This is a genomic window from Micromonospora sp. CNZ286, from assembly GCF_014207755.1.
The window spans coordinates 547,824-567,114 of sequence record NZ_JACHIZ010000001.1; the positions used below are offsets into that span (position 1 = coordinate 547,824).

Consider the following 19,291-nt stretch of genomic DNA (forward strand, 5'->3'; position numbering starts at 1 on the left):
GAGGACCGGCCCGGTCGTACCCGGACGTCGTCCTCGTCGTACTCGCGCCGCTTCGTCGTCAGGACGTCCCCCCGCTGTCAGTTCTTGCCTGTCACCATCCCCGACCATAGTGCCGGGAACTCCGGCATGGTCTTGGAGGTGCACGCCACGTCGTCGACCTCGATGCCGGGGACGGCGAGCCCGGCCACCGCCGCCGCGTGCGCCATCCGGTGGTCGGCGTACGTGCGGAACGTCCCGCCGCGCAGCGGCCGGGGCCGGATGTCCAGGCCGTCGCGGGTCTCGGTGATGTCCGCGCCGAGCGCTGTGAACTCCTTGGCCAGGGCGGTGACCCGGTCGGTCTCGTGACCGCGGATGTGGCCGATGCCGGTGAGCCGGGACGGGCTGTCGGCGAGCAGCGTGAGCGCGGTCAGCACCGGGGTCAGCTCGCCCACGTCGGAGAGGTCGGCGTCCAGCCCGCGCACGGTGCCGGTGCCCCGCACCGTCAGGCCGTCGGTGCCGAGGCTCACCTCGCCGCCCATCCGGTGCAGCAGCTCGCGGAGCTGCTCGACCGGCTGGAGGCTGCTGCGCGGCCAGCCCTGGAGCGTCACCTCGCCGCCGGTGACCAGCGCGGCGGCGAAGAACGGCGCGGCGCCGGACAGGTCCGGTTCGATCTCCCACCCGCGCCCGGACAGCGGGCCCGGCTCGACCGTCCAGACGTCGGGCGTGGTGTCGTCGACGGCGGCGCCGGCGGCGCGGAGCATCTGCACCGTCATCCGCAGGTGCGGCGCGGACGGCACCGGCGGCCCCTCGTGCCGGACCACGACGCCCCTGTCGAAACGCGGCGCGGCGAGCAGCAGACCGGAGACGAGCTGGCTGGACGCGGAGGCGTCGATCACCACGTCACCGCCGGTCACCCGCCCCGCGCCGAGCACGACGAGCGGCAGGCTGCCGGCCGGGGGCGCGTCGATGCGGACGCCGAGCGTGCGCAGCGCGCCGATCAGCGGCCCGAGTGGGCGGGTCCGGGCGTGCGGGTCGCCGTCGAACGTGACCCGCCCGGCGGCCAGCCCGGCGACCGGGGGCAGGAAGCGCATCACGGTGCCGGCCAGGCCGACGTCGACGTGCGCCGGGCCGGCCAGCGGGTAGGGACGGACCAGCCAGCGGTCGTCGTCCGAGATCGACATGTGGGCGCCGAGTGCGCGCAGGCCACCGGCCATCAGTTCGGTGTCCCGGGCGCGCAGTGGACGGGCGAGTGTCGACGGCCCGCCGGCGAGCGCGCCGAGCACCAGGGCCCGGGCGGTCATCGACTTGGAACCGGGCAGGCGCAGCGTCGCGGCGACCGGGTCGCTCGCGGTCGGCGCGGTCCACGGCTGCGGCGGACTCGTCGCGGTCGGATTGCTCACCGTTACATTCTGCCAAGCTCACGGGCCGGTGGAACCGCCCGTCGCCGCTGCTCCCGTTGGGCGGGACAGCCGGAACGTCCGGATGCGGCTAGCGTGGGCGCCATGTGCGGGAGGTACGCCACGACCCGGAGCGCCGCCGATCTGAGCGCGCTGTTCGAGTCGGCCGACGAGACCGGTGGGGTGGCGCCGGACTACAACGTCGCGCCGACCGACCCGGTGCCGCTGGTCCGGCTCGCCCCGGAGGGGCACAGGCTGCTCTCCCTCGGCCGCTGGGGCCTGCTCCCGCAGTGGTCGCGCAGCGCCGCCGGGGCCGCCCGCATGATCAACGCGCGGGCCGAGACGGTCGCCACCAGCCGGGCGTACGCGCCGTCCTTCGCCCGCCGCCGCTGCCTGGTCCCCGCCGACGGGTGGTACGAGTGGGTCCGCCTCGCCGACGGCGGACGCCAGCCCTACTTCATGACCCCGCGGGACGGCTCGGTCCTGGCCTTCGCCGGCATCTGGTCGGTCTGGGAGTCGGCGGGCGCGGCCCGGCTCACGTTCAGCGTGCTCACCACCGCTGCGGTCGGCGAGCTGGCCGAGGTGCACGACCGGATGCCGCTGCTGCTGTCGCCGGAGCGCTGGGCGGAATGGCTCGGCCCGGCCGAGGAGCCGGCGGAACTGCTCACGCCGCCGGACGCCGGCCTGCTCGCCGGGTTGGAGATCCGGCCCGTCTCCCGGGCCGTCGGCGACGTCCGCAACGACGGCCCGGAGCTGATCGCCGCGGTGGCTCCGGCGGGTGTCGGGACGGCCGCCGGACCGACGCTCTTCTGATCACGCTCCGCCACATTTGCGTGCCCCGTTTGCCGGGGTTGGGCCGGAAAAGTCGCCCGGACGTTCAGTCAGTTTCATTGAAGACTCTTGTCCTTACGTATTCGAATGCGATAGAACACAGCGCCGGTGATGGGCGTCTGTTCGCACGGGGCGGATGACACCCATCGATCTTGTAAAGATCTACGCCGGTTCCCACGGGGGAGGTGGGTGTATTGACACGGGCACGTATGCCGCGTCCGCACGAGGTAGCCGCCGCGCGGCGCGATCCGCGACTGCTGCGGGCGCTGAGCGAACGACGCCAGGACGACGCGTGGCGCACCAGAGGCACCTGTCAGAACGTCGATCCGGAGACGTTCTTTCCGGCACCGAACGAACCGGCCGACGCGGCGGTGGCGCTCTGCCGCACCTGCGACGTCCAGGGCTCCTGCCTGGCCTGGGCGCTGGAGGTGGGCGACTGTCACGGCGTCTGGGGCGGCACCACGCCGCGTGAGCGGCGCGCCATGCTGGTGGCCTGGCGCAGCGAGGTGCAGCCGGATCCGGACGCGCTCGACGACGCCGGTCCGCCGGTGCGCGACCGCCTGCTGACGCTGGTCCCGCTGAGCTGATCCCGACGTCGCCCGTGGCCCGCTCCGGCAGGCCGCGGGCGACGTCCGTTTCCGCGCCCGATCACCGGCGGGCCGGCCGGCCGCGCAGAATGAGCCGGTGCGGCACGACGACGAGATCGACACACCACGGGGGCCCGCCCGGCTCCGGTTCGACCCACCCGCCGACGGCACCACGGTGCTGGTGCTCGGTCACGGCGCCGGCGGTGACGTGGACGCGCCCGACCTGACCGCCGTTCGGGACGCGGTGCTCGCCGCCGGGGCCGGGGTGGCCCTGGTGACCCAGCCGTACCGGGTTGCCGGGCGACGCGCGCCCGCTCCCGCCGGGCACCTCGACGAGGCGTGGACGGCGGTGCTGGCCGACCTGCGCCGGCGTGCCCCGCGGGTGCGCCACTGGGTGGTCGGGGGCCGGTCCAGCGGCGCCCGGGTGGCCTGCCGTACCGCCGCCGCCGTCGGGGCGGCCGGAGTCGTCGCACTGGCGTTCCCGCTGCACCCGCCGGGACGACCGGAGCGATCCCGGGCCGGGGAACTGCTCACCGGCCTGCCCACGCTCGTCGTCAACGGCGACCGGGATCCGTTCGGCGTGCCCGAGTCCGGCCCCGGCATCGAGGTGGTGGTCCGGCCGGGGGAGCGCCACGACCTGCGCGGCGACCCGGCCGGCACGGCCGCCGTGGTGCGGGACTGGTTGCGCGTACACGGGTGGTCGTCCTGACCGGGCGGCGCGCGCCGTGACCGTCCGCCGCGGCGGGTCGTTGCACCGGTTGGTGCCGGCCGCCCGGTTCGGGCGCGCCGGGGCCACCCTCCCAGGCCCTTCCTGGTCCCAGCGTCGGTCGCGGCCGAGGCCGGGACCAGGATCGGGTGGGGCCGGAGGAATGCCATGCCCCACAACTCGCGTTATCTCCCTTGGACGACGACAGAGCCAGCGCGAGGGGGGTGACCGGTGCCGATCGAGACACGGAGCCGGGAACGGGACGAACGGGACGAGCGTCAGCTCCGGCGGCTGCTCGACGCGCCGGAGTGGCCCGCGGCGGCGTCGGTCGTGAGCACCGGCACACACTCCGGAAGTGAATCTGCCGGTAGGTGGGTACGCGTATCCTCGGCGGGAAAGCATCCGACGCGAGGGGATGTGCGGTTGACCACCGAGAAGACGGACGAGCGCAGGGCCCGCTTCGAGCGGGACGCGATGCCCTTCGTCGATCAGCTCTACGCTGCCGGACTGCGGATGACCCGCAACCCGGCGGACGCGGAGGACCTGGTTCAGGAGACGTACCTGAAGGCGTACGCCGCCTTCCACCAGTTCGAGCAGGGCACGAACCTGAAGGCCTGGCTCTACCGGATCCTGACCAACACCTACATCAACACCTACCGCAAGCGGCAGCGCCAGCCCATCCAGGCGCCGACCGAGGAGATCACCGACTGGCAGCTCGCCGAGGCGGAGTCGCACACGTCCAGCGGCCTGCGCTCGGCCGAGACGGAGGCGCTCGACCGGCTGCCGGGCAGCGACGTCAAGGAGGCCCTCCAGCAGCTGCCGGAGGAGTTCCGCCTGGCCGTCTACCTGACCGACGTCGAGGGTTTCTCCTACAAGGAGGTCGCCGACATCATGGGCACGCCGATCGGCACCGTGATGTCCCGTCTGCACCGTGGCCGACGTAATCTGCGGAAGCTGCTGGAGCAGTACGCGGCGGAGCGGGGTTTCAGCGCCGCCTCGTCGAAGAAGGGTTCGACCGCCGCCGCCGGCCGGGAGGTGTGACCGTGAGCTGTGGACAACCGCACGAGACGGACTGCCGCGAGGTGCTCGCCGAGGTCTACCTCTACCTCGACCTGGAGTGCGCCGAGGAGCGCCGGGTGCTGATCCGGCACCACCTGGACGAGTGCGGGCCGTGCCTGCGCGAGTACGGCATCGAGCAGGAGGTCAAGGCGCTCGTGGCCCGGTGCTGCGGCAACGAGGCGGCCCCGGAGAAGCTGCGTGAGCGGTTGCGCCTGCGGCTGACCGAGCTGGTGGTCTTCGAGAGCACCGAGTCCCGCGAACTGGCCGACTGACAAGCGACGCAACGGCCCGGGTCCGACACGGACCCGGGCCGTTGCGCTGTCCGGCGACTGCGCCGCCTGATCGGATGATCAGGAGTTGGGGCGCTTGCCGTGGTTGGCGCTGCTCTTCTTGCGGGCCTTCTTCTTGCGGGCCTTCTTCGCCATGCTCTGCCTCCTTGTGCTGGTCACGGTTCCGTCCGCGGCTGGGCGCGGCGGAGGTCGCGGTGCGGCCCTCCGGGCTCGCCGGTGGCCGACCCGCACGATGCTAGTGCCGTCGCCGGCGGTCGGGGCGCGGCGGGGCGGATCGCGCGCGGCGGTGGTGCGCGGCCCGGCGTGACCGGCGTCATGATTGGATACCGTTCGCAGGATTGTCGGGGAGCTGTCGGGGAGAGGGAGGGCCGAGATGGCCGAGGAGATCCGCGCCGAGATGGTGGCGAACGTCTGGAAGGTCGTCGTGTCGGCCGGTGACACGGTGTCCGAGGGCGACACCCTCGTCATCCTGGAGTCGATGAAGATGGAGATCCCGGTGGTCGCCGAGTCCGACGGCGTGGTGCAGAAGCTGGCGGTCAACGAGGGCGACGTGGTGCAGGACGGCGACCTGATCGCGGAGATCGGTTGACCGGCCTGCGGGTGCGCCGCGCCGAGCCGGCGGACTTCCCGGCCGTGGCCCGGCTGACAGTCGCCGCGTACGAGGCGGACGGCCAGCTCAAGGACGAGAGCGGGTACGCGCCGGTGCTCGCCGACGTGGCCGGCCGCGCCGAGACCGGCGAGGTGCTGGTGGCCGTCGACGACGCCACCGGCCAGGTGCTCGGCGCGGTGACGTTCGTGCTGCCCGGCACCCCGTACGCCGAACTGGCCGGCCCGGGCGAGGCCGAGTTCCGGATGCTCGCTGTGGATCCGGCCGCGCAGGGCCGGGGCGCGGGCGCCGCGCTCGCGGCCTCGTGCGTGGCGCGCGCCACGGAGTTGGGCTGCACCGCCGTGGTGATCTGCGTCCGCGCCGGGATGGCGGCGAACGCACACCGCCTCTACGAGCGGCTCGGTTTCGTCAGGTACCCGGAGAAGGACTGGACGCCGCTGCCCGGTATCGACCTGCGCGGCCTGCGGCTGGATCTGGCCGCGGCGGGCTGAACCGGCTCAGCCCTGGCCGGTCTCGCCGATCTTGGCGAGCAACTCGTCGGCCACCTGGAGCGCGATCCGCTTGCGCTCGTCGTCGGTGATGCCCGGCACGCGTACCGCGAACCAGCTGCTGTGCACCGCGAACAGCGTGAGCGCGGCGCGGAGCTGGGCGGCGGGCGAGTCGTCGCCCCGGCACAGCTCGTGCGCCAGCCGCATCATCCGGTCCCGCATCTGCTGGCCGGCGACCAGGCTCTTGAGCACGGTCTGGTTCTGCTCGAAGAAGCGCATCACCTGGGGCAGGTCGCCGGCGAACATGCTGTCGGCGTACCTGCCGATCAGGGCGCGCCGGGTGGCCAGGGTGGGCGGCTGGTCGGCGGCCCAGGCGATCAGCTCGTCCATCCGGCGCAGCCGGTCGTCGACCAGGCTGGTGACGATCTCGTCCTTGCTCTTGAAGTGGTAGTAGAGCGCCGCCTTGGTCACGCCGAGCCGCTCGGCGATCTCCCGCAGCGACGTCTTCTCGTAGCCCTGCTCGGTGAAGAGTTCCAAGGCGACGGCCTGGATCCGCTCGCGCGTGCCACCTGTGGTCTCCCTCACCGGCCGACATCCTTCCAATCCGCTTGACGTGCGCCCGCCATCAGCTTACCGTCCGGCTAGTAAGCAAACTAGCCGGGCGGCAAGTAAGTCGATCATCCGATCTGCGGGGGAGCCTACCGATGAGTCAACCAGCCCAGGTGACCACGAGACCCAATGTCCGGGTCGTCCTGTTCGGTCTGATGATCGCGATGATGCTCGCGATGCTCGACAACATGATCGTCAGCACCGCGCTGCCGCGGATCGTCTTCGAGTTCGGCGGCGCCGACCACTTCACCTGGGTGGTCACCGCGTACGTGCTGGGCACGACGGTCTCCACGCCGATCTGGGGCAAGCTCGGCGACCTCTACGGCCGCAAGACGGTCTTCCTCACCGCTGTGGTGGTGTTCCTGGTCGGCTCCGCGCTCTGCGGCATGTCCGGCTCCGGCGTCTTCGGCGGCGCCGACACCGGCATGACCGAGCTGATCGCGTTCCGTGCCGTCCAGGGCCTCGGCGCCGGTGGCCTGATGGTCGGCGTCATGGCGATCATCGGTGACCTGGTCCCGCCGCGCGAGCGGGGCCGCTACCAGGGCATGATCGCCGGGATCATGGCCATCGCCATGGTCGCCGGCCCGCTGGTCGGCGGCTTCATCACCGACAACCTCTCCTGGCGCTGGGCGTTCTACGTCAACCTGCCGCTGGGCGGCGCGGCGCTGCTGATCCTCGCCACCACCATGCACCTGCCCAAGTACCGCACCGAGCACAAGATCGACTGGTTGGGCGCGGCGCTGCTGTCCGTCGGCATCACCGCGATCGTGCTGGTGACCACGTGGGGCGGCAACGAGTACGACTGGGTATCGCCACAGATCCTCGGCCTCGCCGTGCTGGCGGTGCTCGCCCTCGGCGCGTTCGCGGTGGTGGAGCGGCGCGTGCCGGAGCCGATCCTGCCGCTGAGCCTGTTCGCCAACCGCAACTTCGCGCTGATCTCGGTGATCGGGTTCCTGCTCGGCTTCGCCATGTTCGGCGCGATGAACTTCCTGCCGCTCTACCAGCAGACCGTGCAGGGGGCGTCGGCCACGAACAGCGGCCTGCTGCTGCTCCCGCTCATGTTCGGCATGCTCGTGGTGTCGCTCGTGGTCGGCCGGACCATCACCAGGACCGGCCGCTACCGCCTCTTCCCGATCGTCGGCGGCGTGGTGATGGTCGCCGGGATGGGCCTGCTCAGCCTGCTGGACGTGGACACCAGCAAGGCGCAGTCCTCGATCTACATGATCGTGCTCGGTGTCGGCATGGGCTTCCTCATGCAGACCTCGATGCTGATCGCGCAGAACAGCGTGGAACAGAAGGACCTCGGCGCGGCCAGCGGCGCTGCGACCTTCTTCCGGTCCATCGGCGGCTCGTTCGGCGTCTCCCTCTTCGGCGCGATCTTCGCCAACCGCCTCGCCGACTCGGCCGCCGGTTCCGCGTTCGCGGGCTCGGGCGGCGAGGGCGGCGCGATGGACCTGGAGGCACTCAAGAAGCTCACCGGCCCGATGCGCGAGGCGGTGCTCGGCGGCCTCTCCGACGCCATCTCGCACGTCTTCTTCTGGGCGGTCCTCTTCACGGTGGCCGTACCGGTGCTCGCCTGGTTCATCAAGGAGGTGCCGCTGCGCGCGACGAACGACGTACCGCCGGCCGGCGCCACACCGGAGGACGAGGCCGAGGCCGCGCTCGGCAAGGCCCCCGTCGCCTGACGTGCCTCGCGCCCGCTGCTCGCCAGCTCGGGTAGTGGCGGGTTCGAGGGCGAGTTGATCGCGCCACTTCGGCGAAGTGGCGGCGGTCAGTTCCGGCGGAACAGGGCGGTGAACCGTCGCCAGAGACGGCGCAGCGGACCGCCGGCGGCGCCGGCGATGAGCGAGTCGGCGGTGGCACGTGCGGCCGGGTCGAGGGCCGGGGTGGCCCGCGCCAGGTACGCCAGCGACACCGCCACCGGGGTGCGCCGCATCGGCCCGGCCGCCACCTCGGCGATCCGCCCGGACACCAGCGTTGCTACGTCGGCGCGGGTGTCCGGGTGCACCCAGGCGGCGGTGACCAGGGCGAACAGTGCCGCCTCGGCGGCCGGGCCGAGATCACCGGCGGCCAGTTCCCCCAGCACCCGACGCCGGGTCGACAGCTCCCACGGCTCGTCGGTGCGGTGGTGCAGCAGGCCGAGGCAGGCCCAGACCTGCGCGCAGCGCGTCCACAGTGCCGGATCCTGCCCGCCGAGCACCCGGCCCAGCGCTGTCGCCGGTGCCTCCGGCGGGTGTGCCAGCAGGGCGAGCAGGTCGGCGAGGTCCAGTGTGGCGAGCCCGACCGCGGCGTCGTACGCGGCCGGCGGATGCGCCCACGCCGGGTGCGCGAGCTGCTGGAGCCGCCGTACCGCTGCCGCCGAGGGGGCGGGACCGTCGAGGGCCGGGGTGTCGTCGCCGGCCGGGGTCACCTGCCCGAGCCAAGGGCGGCCCCGGCAGCACTCGGCGAGGTCACCGTGCTCGTGCGTGTCGTCGGGGTGGTCGCGGACGAAGTCGGCGAGCGCCACCAGGTGGTCCACGTCGCCGTCGCGCAGGTAGCGCAGCCGGTGCGCGGTGTGCACCGCGCAGTCGAAGGTGGGGTCCTTCGCCAGCGCCCGGTCGATCCAGCCCAGCGCCGCGTCGAGCCGGCCGTTGTCGGCCAGCGTGCCGGCGATGTCCGCGTAGACAGCGAGGTCGTCGGGGTCGAGCGCGACAGCGCGTTCCAGTGCGGCGAGCGCCTCGGCGGTCCGGCCGGCGCCGCGGTACGCGTACCCGAGCCACACCTCGCCGAGTTTGGTGGGCTGTGCGCGTACCCCCCGGGTGGCCCAGGTGACGGCGAGGGTGACCTCGCCGAGGCGCCGGGCCAGCGCGGACGCCGCGCCCAGCAGCAGCGGATGGGCCGGATGGACGGTGATCGCGTTGCGGGCCAGCGTGAGGTACGGCGCGAGCGGCTCGCGCAGCCGGCGCGGCGCGGGGTCCGGCGCCGCCGCGCAGACCTGCATGAGGATCCGGGCGGTGCGCTCGGGATCGAGGCGTTCCGGCAGGTCGGCGGCGGTCACCCAGGGTACGGCGGCCCAGGGCGCGGCCGGCGCGTAGCCGGTGGCGGCGGCGAGCAGGTCGAGCCCTTCGGCGGGGCGGCCGGCGGCGGCGAGCAGGTGCGCGCGGGCCACCACGGCGCCGACGAACGCCTGCTGACCGAGCGGGAAGAGGTCCAGGTCGCCGCCGCTGGCCGCGTTCAGCCGGGCGAGCGTCTCGTGCGCCTCGGGCAGCGTGGGGGAGCGGACCAGCGCGGCGGCCACGTGGTCGGCGGCGTGCCGCAGGTCGCCCTCGCCCAGCGCCAGGCGGGCCAGCGCGAGTTCCTCCTCCGCCGACAGCGCGGCGTCGTCCTCGGGCACGTCGTCCTCTCGCCGGTCGGGTCGGTCAGCCGGGCAAGCCTAGGGGATCTTCCGTCAGTTAGTGATCCACTGCGCACTCCTGCTCGTTGCGTTGATTGAGGCTACTGAAACGTGCAAGACTGAGCATCGAACGCGCGGGAAACGCGCAGAAGGAGGTTCCGGAGTGACGCAAGCAGGGGCCGGTATGGCCGCCGACATCGACGAGCAGCCGGCCGGTTACGAGCGTCTGCTCTCCACCGAGCACGCGGCGGCCATCGCCGAGGTGGCGGCCGTCGTCGCCGAACGCCGCCCCCGGCACGTCGTCTTCACCGCCCGGGGCACCTCCGACCACGCCGCGCTCTACGCGGCCTACCTGACCGAGATCCGCCTCGGACTGCCCGCCGGGCTGGCCTCCCCGAGCGCGATCACCGTCTTCGGCGCCCGGCCCGACCTCTCCGACGCGCTCGTCGTCGGCGTCAGCCAGAGCGGCGGCTCGCCCGACCTGGCCGAGGTGCTGCGGGTCGCCCGCGCGTCCGGCGCGCTCACCCTCGCGGTCACCAACAACCCCGGCTCGCCGCTGGTGGAGACCGCCGAGCTGAGCGTCGACATCGCCGCCGGCCACGAACGCGCGGTCGCCGCCACCAAGACCTACACCGCCGAGCTGCTCGCGCTGCTCATGCTGATCGAGGGCGTACGCGCCGGCGACGGCGTGCTGCCCGCCGAGGAGCACGCCGCCCTGAGCCGCCTGCCCGAGCTGGCCGCGCAGACGCTCGCCGACGACACCCCGGCCCGGCTCGCCCCGCGCTACCGGTTCGCCGCCCAGCTCGTCACCACCGGCCGGGGGTACGCGTACCCGACCGCCCGGGAGGCGGCGCTGAAGCTGATGGAGACGTCGTACCTCCCGGCGCTCGCCTTCTCCGGCGCCGACCTGCTGCACGGCCCGCTCGCCATGACCGACCCGGACGTCCCGGTGCTCGCCGTGGTCGGCTCCGGCCCCGGCGGCACGTCGATGCGCGAGGTGCTGCCCCGCCTCGGCGAACGCCGCGCCGACGTGGTCGTGGTCGGCTCCGCCGAGGTCGGCGAGACCCGGATGGCGGTTCCCGAGGTCGACGAGCGGTACGCGCCGCTGCTCGACATCCTGCCGCTGCAACGGCTCGCGCTGGCCCTGGCCCTGGCCCGGGGCGAGGACCCGGACGCGCCGCGCGGCTTGAAGAAGGTCACGGCGACGATGTGAGGTCCGGCGTGGCACGCTGTGTGGCGTGTCCACCCTCCGTGACCTCGCCGAGGAGCACACCGCGCTCCGCCCGGCCGACATCGACCATCTGCACCGGATCGCCGGCGACTGGCAGCTGCTGTCCGACCTGTCCTTCGCCGACCTGCTGCTCTGGGTGCCGGTGGACGGTGACGGCACGTTCCTCTGCGTGGCCCAGGTCCGTCCCACCACCGCGCCGACCGCCTACCTGGACGACCAGGTCGGGCGCATCGTCGGCGGGGCCGAGGTGGCCCACCTGGAGGTGGCCCACCGGCAGGGACGGATCTGGCGCGAGGGCGACCCGGTCTGGTACGGCGACGTCCCGGCCCGCCACGAGGCGATCCCGGTCCGGCTGCGCACCGGCGACGGTGAAGCCGGCGAGGTGATCGCCGTGGTGGGCCGGGACACCAACCTGTCCACCGCGCGCACCCCGAGCCAGCTCGAACTGAACTACCTGACCACCGCCGACGACCTCGCCCAGATGATCGCCGACGGCACGTTCCCGCCGCCCCGGCACCCCGGCGAGACCACCTCGGCGCCTCGGGTCGGCGACGGCCTGGTGCGGCTCGACGCCAACGGCAAGGTCACCTACGCCAGCCCGAACGCGCAGTCCGCGTACCGCCGCCTCGGCTACGCCTCCCACCTCGTCGGGGAGGACCTGGCCAAGCTGCATCGCCGGCTCGCCGGCGACCCACTCGAAGGCACCGACGCGGGCAACGCCGTGCTCGCCGCGCTGCGCGGCGAGGCGCCACCCCGCCGGGAGATCGACGCGCGGGGCGCCACCATGCTCACCCGGGCGCTGCCGCTGATGCCCGCCGGAGTGCCGATCGGCGCGCTGGTGCTGGTCCGCGACATCACCGAGGTACGCCGCCGCGACCGCGCCCTGATCACCAAGGACGCCACCATCCGGGAGATCCACCACCGGGTGAAGAACAACCTCCAGACCGTCGCCGCGCTGCTGCGCCTCCAGGCCCGGAGGGTCGCCATGCCCGAGGCGCGGGTGGCGCTCGAAGAGTCGGTACGCCGGGTCGCCTCGATCGCTCTCGTCCACGAGACGCTCTCCATGTCCAGCGACGAGGCGGTCGAGTTCGACGGCATCGTGGACCGGGTCGCCAGCGCCGCCACCGAGGTCGCCGCCACCGAGGTGAGCGTCGGCATGCGCCGCCGCGGCACCTTCGGCGTACTGCCCGCCGAGATCGCCACCTCGCTGGTGATGGTGCTCAACGAGCTGCTGCTCAACGCCGTCGAACACGGCTTCCCGCCGGCCGACGAGGAGGCCGGTGCCCCCTCGCCCTCGCCCTCGCCCGCGGACGCGGCCCGGCCCGAGGCCGTGGTCTCCGCGCCCCGGCCCGAAGTGGTGGTCTCCGCGCACCGGGCCCGCAAGCAACTGCACGTCACTGTCACCGACAACGGCCGAGGGCTGCCCGAGCAGTTCGACGCCGAACGCGGCGGCAACCTGGGCCTCCAGATCGTCCGGGCGCTCGTCACCGGCGAGCTGCGCGGCACCATCGACCTGCGCAACGGCGCCGACGGCGGCACCGAGGCGGCCATCGTCGTACCGCTGGCCCGCGGCACCACCGACCGCCTCACCGGACGAGCAGGGCCACCGTGATCCCCGGCCGCGGCCACACCTGCCGCACCGTGTAGCCCGCGCGCAGCGCGTCGCCCTTCGCGCCAGGCACCGCCGCCGGCGGGTCGGCGCGGCGGCCGGTGACCACCAGCCACACCCGGTCCACCCCGGCCAGGCACCGCGCCGGGTCGTCGCACTCCACGGCCCAGAGGCTCGCGTCCTGCCGCTGGTCGCGGACCACGAGCACGTCGCGCGGCAGCCTCGGCCCCATGTGGTACGCCATGCCGAGATCCGGGAACAGCCACCCGTCCCGGGGCGAGTAGACGATCGCATCGCCCGGCCGCTGCTCGGCGCGGATGATCCCGGCCGCGCCCGCGTAGTCGACCGGTGCGCTGCGCGGCCACTCGTGGGTACGGCGCAGGGCCACCTGGTCGGGCAGCCCGAGCAGCCCGGCCAGGACCACCACCGCGATTCCCGCCGCGATCCGTCCGCGCGGCGACGTCGGTCCTTGCTCTGCTTCCGCGGGCGCGGCAGTGCGGCCGGCTGCGGCGGGTGTCGCCGTGCACTCGGGTTCGGCGGGCGTCGCTGTTCCCGGCGTTCGGGCCGGCGCGGGAGTGACCCGCGCGGCAGCCAGCGCGGCGCCGGCAAGTACACAGGCGAACGGCATGGTGAAGACGAGGTAGCGGGTCACCCACAGCGGCACAATCGTTCCGGCGGCGAAGACCAGCACCACCGGCAGCAGCACGGCGGCGACCGGCAGCAGCGCCCGGCGACCCAGCCGGGCCGCGCCGAGCGCCGCGAGCGCGAGCACGAACCCGCCGACGACACCGCTCTGCGCCAGCGCGCCCGGCAACGCCGCCAGGTCGGGCAGGCGCGCCGGGTCCACCCAGTCGAGTTGCCGTCCACGCTGCCCCCGCGCCACCAGCGCCAGTGGGGTGACGAACACGACGACCGGCACCAGCGCCAGCAGCCACCCGGCCAGCACCCGTCGGCCGGGCGCCGACCCCTCCCGAGCCTCGCCGGTCACGTCCTGCCGTTCCGCTTCCGGCGCGTCCGTGCCGTGCTCCCTGCTCCCGGGATGCGGTGACACCCGTGGCGTTCCACCGGCGCTCGATCTCGTGGCTGGGTGGAACGCCGCGGGTGTCTGCGGGGCGCCGTGACACCCGTGGCGTTCCACCGGCGCTCGATCTCGTGGCTGGGTGGAACGCCACGGGTGTCTGCGGCATGGCCGGCTCGCGTCGGGCATCTCGGCTCGGGACCGGCCGGGCGGATCGACGACCGCCGCGGGGCCACGTGCGGCGGTCAGCAGCACCACCACGGCGTGGGCGGCGAGCAGGGTGAGCGCGATCAGGTGGAGCAGGGCGAGCGCGGCGACGGCGAGGGCGTACCCGGCCCAGCGTCGCCAGGTCGGCCGGCGCAGCGCCTCGACCAGCAACAGCGTGGCCAGCACGGCGAACAGCGTGGCGAGGGCGTACGGGCGGGCCTCCTGGCCGTACCGCGAGGTGACCGGCAGCACCGCGAACAGCAGTCCGGCCAGCAGCCCGGCGCGACTGCCGACGAGCATCGCGCCGAGGCGGGCGGTGAGCGCGGCAGCCACTGCCATCGCGAGCGCGGAGGGTAGCCGCAGCGCGGTCGGCGACGCGCCGGCCAGGGCGGTCCAGCCATGCATGAGCAGGTAGTACGGCCCGGTAGCGGCGTCGATCGTGCGGGTCATCCGGACCAGGTCCGGTACCGGGCGAATGGCGGCGCTCCAGGTCGCCAGCTCGTCCCGCCACGGCTGGGCGTGCCCGATGCCGGTCAGTGTCACAGCGAGCGTGAGCAGTCCGGGTATCACCCACACCACCGGACCCGGCCGGCTGCGGACGGACGCGGGCGCGAACCTCCTCACCCCCGCAGCCTCACACGCCCAGCCCTTCCCGCCCGTCCGCTCCACCGATTCCCACCCACCCGGCCCCCCGACCCGGCCCTCGCCCCGGCCCCACGCCCGGACCCGGTCGATCATGAAGTTGACGGCACGCACCGTCCCTTTTGTCCCCGCCAACTTCATGATCAATGGAGCGGGTGGGTGGGGTTGAGCTTGTTGACCAAGGAGATTGCGGCCTGGGGTGGTGGGTTGGGGGATGCTAACTCCTTGATCACCGGGGAGAGGGCGGGGAGGGGGATGGGGGTCGATGTGGGGGTGGTGGGCCCGTGATGTGGGATCACAGTGCGGAGCTGTGGTCGTGCGGGGCGTGGTGTGGCAGCATGAGGCACATGACCGCCGCTGTCGTCCGCCGCTTCGTGGCTCGTCGCCACGTCGATTACGGCCGCGTGCGCAGCGCGATCTGTCCGGCCCACTGACGACGCCCGACCTTTCCGTCTCGGGCGCGTACTCGCGCCGGCCGTCATCGACATCGCCGTCCACGGCCCTCTCCAGGGCCGGCCGCCGCGTCCGCGCTCCAGGCACCGCAGCAGACCATGGAGGACGCCGCGATGGCGGTCAGCAGCACCCCGACCCGTCCCGACACCCCGGCGCCTGCCGCCCGTGCGCCCCGCCGGCCACGCGGCGAGGGGCAGTGGGCGCTCGGACACCGTGAGCCGCTCAACCCCAACGAGCGGATCAAGAAGGACGACGACCCGCTGAACGTGCGGGACCGGATCGAGAACATCTACGCCCACAACGGTTTCGCCTCGATCGACCCGCAGGACCTGCGCGGCCGGTTCCGCTGGTGGGGCCTCTACACCCAGCGCAAGGCCGGCATCGACGGCGGGCGTACCGCGGTGCTGGAGCCGCACGAGCTGGAGGACGAGTTCTTCATGCTCCGGGTACGGGTGGACGGCGGCCAGCTCAACCTGGCCCAGCTCCGCGTGATCGCGGACATCTCCCGCGAGTTCGCCCGGGACACCGCCGACATCACCGACCGGCAGAACATCCAGTACCACTGGATCCGGGTCGAGGACATGCCGGAGATCTGGCGCCGGCTGGAGGCGGTCGGCCTGCAGACCACCGAGGCGTGCGGCGACTGCCCCCGGATCGTGCTGGGCAGCCCGGTCGCCGGGGTGGCCCGGGACGAGGTGCTCGACCCGACGCCGGCGATCGACGAGATCGTCCGCCGGTACGTCGGCGACAAGGTGTACTCCAACCTGCCCCGCAAGTTCAAGACCTCGATCTCCTGGCTGGTCGACACGCCGTACGAGGCGAACGACATCGCGTTCCTCGGCGTGGAGCACCCGGAGCACGGGCCCGGGTTCGACGTGTGGGTCGGCGGCGGGCTCTCCACCAACCCGATGCTCGCCAAGCGGCTCGGCGTCTGGGTGCCGCTGAACGAGGTACCGGACGTGTGGGCCGGTGTGGTCGGCATCTTCCGCGACTACGGCTACCGTCGGCTGCGCAACCGGGCCCGGCTGAAGTTCCTGGTCGCCGACTGGGGCGTGGAGCGCTTCCGGGAGGTGCTGGAAAAGGAGTACCTGGGCCGCACGCTGCTCGACGGTCCGGCCGCCGACCTGCCGGCGAAGCCGGTCGACCACATCGGCGTGCACCGGCAGAGTGACGGCGCGAACTACGTGGGCGCGGCCCCGGTGGTGGGCCGGGTCTCCGGCACCCAGCTGGCCCAGCTCGCCGACGTGGTCGAGGCGCACGGCAGCGACCGGGTGCGGCTCACGCCGTACCAGAAGCTGCTCGTGCTGGACGTGGCGCCGGAGCGGACCGACTCGCTGGTCACGGCGCTGCGCGGGATCGGCCTGGAGGCCCGGCCGTCGGCCTGGCGGCGCGGCACGATGGCCTGCACCGGCATCGAGTTCTGCAAGCTCGCCATCGTCGAGACCAAGCGGCGCGGTGAGGAGCTGGTCGCGCGCCTGGAGGAGCGGCTGCGCGACTTCGACGCGGACATCTCCATCCACCTCAACGGCTGCCCGAACGCCTGCGCCCGCACCCAGGTCGCCGACATCGGGCTCAAGGGCCAGCTCGTGGTCGGCCCGGACGGCCGGCAGGTCGAGGGCTTCCAGGTGCACCTCGGCGGCGGCCTCGGCATGGCGCAGGGGCAGACCGCCGGCTTCGGCCGCAAGCTGCGCGGTCTGAAGACCACCGCCGAGGAGCTTCCGGAGTACGTGGAACGGCTCGCCCGCCGCTACCTGGCCGGCCGGACCGAGGGTGAGACGTTCGCCAACTGGGTGATCAGAGTCGACGAGGAGGAGCTCCGATGAGCGATGCCCGATCTGCGCCTCTCTACTGCCCGTACTGCGGCGAGGAGGACCTGCGACCGCACGAGGCCGGGCACGGCGCCTGGGAGTGCCACGCCTGCGCGCGGGTCTTCGCGGTGAAGTTCACCGGCCTGCTGAGCCGGGCGGTGACCCGGTGAGCGGCCTCGTCTCCGCCGCCGGCCTCGGCCTGATCGGCGCGGCCGAGCCGACGCGCCGCGACGCGGAGGAGCTGCGCGCGCTGGCCGAGGAGGCCGGCCGGGAGCTGGCCGACGCGCCCGCGATCGAGATTGCCCGGTGGGCGGTGGAGACGTTCGGCGAGCGGTTCTGCGTGACCAGCTCGATGGCCGACGGCGTGGTGGCGCACCTGGTCTCCCGGGTCGCGCCCGGCGTCGACGTGGTGTTCCTGGACACCGGCCTGCACTTCCCGGAGACGCTGCGCGTCCGCGACGAGGTGGCCCGGCGGATGCCGGTGCGGGTGCGCTCCATCCGGCCGCGGATGACTGTGGGGCAGCAGGACGGCCAGTACGGTCCGCGCCTGTTCAACAGGTCCCCGGACGACTGCTGCCAGCTGCGCAAGGTGGAGCCGCTGGAGCGGGCGCTGTCCGGGTACGACGCCTGGGCCGCCGGGCTGCGCCGGGACGAGTCGCCGACCCGGGCGAACACGCCGGTGGTGGGCTTCGACGCGCGGCGCGGCAAGGTCAAGGTGAACCCGATAGCGGCCTGGACGCAGCGGGAGGTGGACGCCTACGTGGCCCGGTACGACATCCCGGTCAACGAGCTGTTCGCCCGCGGCTACGGCTCGATCGGCTGCTGGCCGTGCACCCGGCGGACGAAGGCGGGGGAGGACCCGCGCGCCGGCCGCTGGGCGATGTTCGAGAAGACCGAGTGCGGCCTGCACACCTGAGCGCCGGGCCGCCGGTGGTGCTGGTGGCGCACGGCAGCCGTGACCCGCGTGCGGCGGAGGCGACCCGGGCGCTGGCCCGGGCCGTGGCGGACACCTGCCCCGGCCGTCCGGTGCTGCCGAGCTGGCTCGACCACACCGATCCCGGGCCGGCCGAGGTGCTGCGCGGGCTGGCCGACGCCGGTCACTCCCGGGCGGTCCTGGTGCCGCTGCTGTTGACCGCCGCGTACCACCGGAAGGTGGACATCCCGGCGGCGGTCGCGGCGGCCGGCGCGGACATCGAGGTACGGGTGACGGATGTGCTGGGGCCGACCGGTGGCGGGGTGGACGGCGGGCTGCTGGACGGGCTGCGCCGCCGTCTGGCGGAGGCGACCGGTGACGGGCCGGGTGGTCTGGACGCGGTGGTGCTGGCGGCGGCCGGTACCCGGGATCCGGCGGCGCGCGCCTCGGTGGGCCGGGTCGCCGCGGCGTTCGGCGCCGGGCTCGGAGTGCCCTGCCGCGTCTCGTACGCCTCGGCGGCGCCCCCGGAGGTCGGCGGCGCGGTCACGCGACTGCGCGCCGCGGGCGCCCGCCGGGTCGCGGTGGCCGCCTACTTCCTGGCGCCGGGCCGGTTCCACGACGGGGTACGCGCGTCGGCCCGTTCGGCCGGCGCGGTGGCGGTGGCGGACCCCCTGACCGACCTGCCGGAGCTGGCGGACCTGGTCCGGCGGCGGGTGGAGGCGGTGGCGGGCTGACCCGGTCCGGGACAGCAGAACGCCCCGGCCGGAATCCCGGCCGGGGCGGTCAGCGTGTACGGGTCAGGCGGAGTGAGCGCGCAGCACCCGGAGGCCGCCGCGGCGCTTCACCGCGCGACGCTCCTCTTCGCTCATCCCACCCCAGACGCCGGCGTCCTGACCGGACTCCAGCGCCCACTGCAGGCACTGGTCGGTCACGGGGCAGCGCCGGCAGACGGCCTTCGCCTGCTCCACCTGAAGGAGGGCCGGGCCGGACGTCCCGATCGGGAAGAACAGCTCCGGGTCCTCGTCGCGGCAGACCGAATCGTGGCGCCAGTCCATGGCGGCAACACTCCTCATTCTTAGTGGGTGGCCAGATAACGCTTCGTTGTTGCTATTTCTATATGCGTCCGCATTGCCGAATGGTGACGGTCAGCATCCATCAATTCGGCGCAGCGTGAGCAGGCTGTGGGGTGCCCGGACCTGCTGGAACAGCTCAACCGAACGAGCATATCCAGGCAATGTCCCGGCAACACGAGTTCGCTTGTGAATACTTTCACGAACTACAGCGATGTCAAGGGTGACGCTCGGAAAAACTCCGAACAGTGAGCGGGCTCACCACCCATTTGTCCGGGTTTGCCAGAGCCCTGGTTACCCGGCGTGCCACAGTCGATAATCAATGTAGTACGGTCTGCGTGACGTTGCTGACATTTCCGGCACCCTTCCTCGGCGTGGCGGCCACCGCGCCCGCGCGGCGGGCGGTCCGCGTCA

Annotated in this window: 20 protein-coding genes; 14 read left to right on the forward strand and 6 right to left on the reverse strand. The window is 73.4% G+C overall.

Annotated elements, in window-relative coordinates; genetic code table 11:
• Nucleotides 1-77: 77 nt before the first annotated feature.
• Nucleotides 78-1,379, reverse strand: coding sequence for a 3-phosphoshikimate 1-carboxyvinyltransferase (gene aroA / locus FHX31_RS02685; RefSeq protein WP_184974940.1), 1,302 nt, complete (start codon nt 1,377-1,379; stop codon nt 78-80).
• A 102-nt stretch (nt 1,380-1,481) separates the two neighbouring features.
• Here aroA and FHX31_RS02690 point away from each other — a divergent pair, with 102 nt between their 5' ends.
• From FHX31_RS02690 to rsrA, 5 genes are all read left to right on the forward strand, one after another.
• Nucleotides 1,482-2,189, forward strand: coding sequence for an SOS response-associated peptidase (locus tag FHX31_RS02690; protein ID WP_184974943.1), 708 nt, complete (start codon nt 1,482-1,484; stop codon nt 2,187-2,189).
• A gap of 212 nt (nt 2,190-2,401) precedes the next feature.
• Nucleotides 2,402-2,794 carry a WhiB family transcriptional regulator gene (locus FHX31_RS02695; RefSeq protein ID WP_013288375.1) on the forward strand — a complete coding sequence of 131 codons (393 nt, stop codon included), beginning with the start codon at nt 2,402-2,404 and terminating at the stop codon, nt 2,792-2,794.
• Between the two features lie 97 nt (nt 2,795-2,891).
• Nucleotides 2,892-3,503 carry an alpha/beta hydrolase family protein gene (locus FHX31_RS02700; RefSeq protein ID WP_013288374.1) on the forward strand — a complete coding sequence of 204 codons (612 nt, stop codon included), beginning with the start codon at nt 2,892-2,894 and terminating at the stop codon, nt 3,501-3,503.
• A gap of 228 nt (nt 3,504-3,731) precedes the next feature.
• Nucleotides 3,732-4,541, forward strand: a complete 810-nt coding sequence (locus FHX31_RS02705) for a sigma-70 family RNA polymerase sigma factor (RefSeq protein WP_184974949.1) — start codon at nt 3,732-3,734, stop codon at nt 4,539-4,541.
• Nucleotides 4,542-4,543: 2 nt separating this feature from the next.
• Nucleotides 4,544-4,831: a mycothiol system anti-sigma-R factor gene (rsrA, locus tag FHX31_RS02710; RefSeq protein ID WP_013288372.1), complete on the forward strand. Its 288-nt coding sequence runs from the start codon at nt 4,544-4,546 to the stop codon at nt 4,829-4,831.
• A gap of 78 nt (nt 4,832-4,909) precedes the next feature.
• On the opposite strand, the gene FHX31_RS32515 is transcribed toward rsrA, so the two are convergent.
• Nucleotides 4,910-4,984, reverse strand: coding sequence for a 50S ribosomal protein bL37 (locus tag FHX31_RS32515; RefSeq protein ID WP_369752275.1), 75 nt, complete (start codon nt 4,982-4,984; stop codon nt 4,910-4,912).
• A gap of 238 nt (nt 4,985-5,222) precedes the next feature.
• Here FHX31_RS32515 and FHX31_RS02715 point away from each other — a divergent pair, with 238 nt between their 5' ends.
• Both FHX31_RS02715 and FHX31_RS02720 read left to right on the forward strand, forming a co-directional pair.
• The gene (locus tag FHX31_RS02715) at nt 5,223-5,438 is read left to right on the forward strand and encodes a biotin/lipoyl-binding carrier protein (RefSeq protein WP_013288370.1); all 216 of its coding nucleotides are present in this window, start codon (nt 5,223-5,225) and stop codon (nt 5,436-5,438) included.
• Nucleotides 5,435-5,947: a GNAT family N-acetyltransferase gene (locus tag FHX31_RS02720; RefSeq protein ID WP_013475268.1), complete on the forward strand. Its 513-nt coding sequence runs from the start codon at nt 5,435-5,437 to the stop codon at nt 5,945-5,947. Before FHX31_RS02715 ends, FHX31_RS02720 begins: the two co-directional genes overlap by 4 nt.
• A gap of 6 nt (nt 5,948-5,953) precedes the next feature.
• On the opposite strand, the gene FHX31_RS02725 is transcribed toward FHX31_RS02720, so the two are convergent.
• Nucleotides 5,954-6,529, reverse strand: a complete 576-nt coding sequence (locus FHX31_RS02725; protein WP_013288368.1) for a TetR/AcrR family transcriptional regulator — start codon at nt 6,527-6,529, stop codon at nt 5,954-5,956.
• Nucleotides 6,530-6,648: 119 nt separating this feature from the next.
• On the opposite strand from FHX31_RS02725, the gene FHX31_RS02730 reads away from it, so the two are divergent.
• Nucleotides 6,649-8,238: an MDR family MFS transporter gene (locus FHX31_RS02730; protein ID WP_013475269.1), complete on the forward strand. Its 1,590-nt coding sequence runs from the start codon at nt 6,649-6,651 to the stop codon at nt 8,236-8,238.
• 86 nt (nt 8,239-8,324) lie between these two features.
• On the opposite strand, the gene FHX31_RS02735 is transcribed toward FHX31_RS02730, so the two are convergent.
• Complete coding sequence (locus FHX31_RS02735) at nt 8,325-9,926, reverse strand: tetratricopeptide repeat protein (RefSeq protein WP_013475270.1); 1,602 nt, start codon at nt 9,924-9,926, stop codon at nt 8,325-8,327.
• Nucleotides 9,927-10,110: 184 nt separating this feature from the next.
• On the opposite strand from FHX31_RS02735, the gene FHX31_RS02740 reads away from it, so the two are divergent.
• A complete protein-coding gene (locus FHX31_RS02740; RefSeq protein WP_041784193.1) occupies nt 10,111-11,139 on the forward strand; it encodes an SIS domain-containing protein in 1,029 nt (342 codons plus the stop codon).
• 25 nt (nt 11,140-11,164) lie between these two features.
• Entirely contained in the window at nt 11,165-12,769 is a 1,605-nt protein-coding gene (locus FHX31_RS02745; protein ID WP_013475272.1) for a PAS domain-containing sensor histidine kinase, read from the forward strand.
• On the opposite strand, the gene FHX31_RS02750 is transcribed toward FHX31_RS02745, so the two are convergent.
• Nucleotides 12,744-14,774, reverse strand: coding sequence for a glycosyltransferase family 39 protein (locus FHX31_RS02750; protein ID WP_486481648.1), 2,031 nt, complete (start codon nt 14,772-14,774; stop codon nt 12,744-12,746). The genes FHX31_RS02745 and FHX31_RS02750 overlap by 26 nt on opposite strands.
• 425 nt (nt 14,775-15,199) lie before the next feature.
• On the opposite strand from FHX31_RS02750, the gene FHX31_RS02755 reads away from it, so the two are divergent.
• From FHX31_RS02755 to FHX31_RS02770, 4 genes are read left to right on the forward strand one after another with little or no spacing between them, the layout of a single operon-like run.
• Nucleotides 15,200-16,909 carry a nitrite/sulfite reductase gene (locus tag FHX31_RS02755; RefSeq protein ID WP_184974952.1) on the forward strand — a complete coding sequence of 570 codons (1,710 nt, stop codon included), beginning with the start codon at nt 15,200-15,202 and terminating at the stop codon, nt 16,907-16,909.
• Nucleotides 16,906-17,064 (forward strand): hypothetical protein, encoded by a 159-nt coding sequence (locus FHX31_RS02760; protein ID WP_013288361.1) that lies wholly within the window; start codon nt 16,906-16,908, stop codon nt 17,062-17,064. Before FHX31_RS02755 ends, FHX31_RS02760 begins: the two co-directional genes overlap by 4 nt.
• Nucleotides 17,061-17,810, forward strand: coding sequence for a phosphoadenylyl-sulfate reductase (locus FHX31_RS02765; RefSeq protein WP_123110477.1), 750 nt, complete (start codon nt 17,061-17,063; stop codon nt 17,808-17,810). The genes FHX31_RS02760 and FHX31_RS02765 overlap by 4 nt, the downstream gene beginning before the upstream one ends.
• Nucleotides 17,792-18,541: a sirohydrochlorin chelatase gene (locus FHX31_RS02770; protein ID WP_041799111.1), complete on the forward strand. Its 750-nt coding sequence runs from the start codon at nt 17,792-17,794 to the stop codon at nt 18,539-18,541. Before FHX31_RS02765 ends, FHX31_RS02770 begins: the two co-directional genes overlap by 19 nt.
• A 63-nt stretch (nt 18,542-18,604) precedes the next feature.
• Here FHX31_RS02770 and FHX31_RS02775 read toward each other — a convergent pair whose 3' ends face one another.
• On the reverse strand, nt 18,605-18,862 hold the full coding sequence (locus FHX31_RS02775; protein ID WP_013288358.1) for a WhiB family transcriptional regulator: 258 nt from the start codon (nt 18,860-18,862) through the stop codon (nt 18,605-18,607).
• Nucleotides 18,863-19,291 lie beyond the last annotated feature (429 nt).

What these genes read in the sequence shown, in the direction of transcription:
- FHX31_RS02690 (WP_184974943.1), top strand. Translation starts at nt 1,482, where the DNA reads ATGTGCGGGAGGTACGCCACGACCCGGAGCGCCGCCGATCTGAGCGCG.
- FHX31_RS02715 (WP_013288370.1), top strand. Translation starts at nt 5,223, where the DNA reads ATGGCCGAGGAGATCCGCGCCGAGATGGTGGCGAACGTCTGGAAGGTC.
- FHX31_RS02730 (WP_013475269.1), top strand. Translation starts at nt 6,649, where the DNA reads ATGAGTCAACCAGCCCAGGTGACCACGAGACCCAATGTCCGGGTCGTC.
- FHX31_RS02740 (WP_041784193.1), top strand. Translation starts at nt 10,111, where the DNA reads ATGGCCGCCGACATCGACGAGCAGCCGGCCGGTTACGAGCGTCTGCTC.
- FHX31_RS02750 (WP_486481648.1), bottom strand. Translation starts at nt 14,774, where the DNA reads ATGAAGTTGGCGGGGACAAAAGGGACGGTGCGTGCCGTCAACTTCATG.
- FHX31_RS02755 (WP_184974952.1), top strand. Translation starts at nt 15,200, where the DNA reads ATGGCGGTCAGCAGCACCCCGACCCGTCCCGACACCCCGGCGCCTGCC.
- FHX31_RS02760 (WP_013288361.1), top strand. Translation starts at nt 16,906, where the DNA reads ATGAGCGATGCCCGATCTGCGCCTCTCTACTGCCCGTACTGCGGCGAG.
- FHX31_RS02775 (WP_013288358.1), bottom strand. Translation starts at nt 18,862, where the DNA reads ATGGACTGGCGCCACGATTCGGTCTGCCGCGACGAGGACCCGGAGCTG.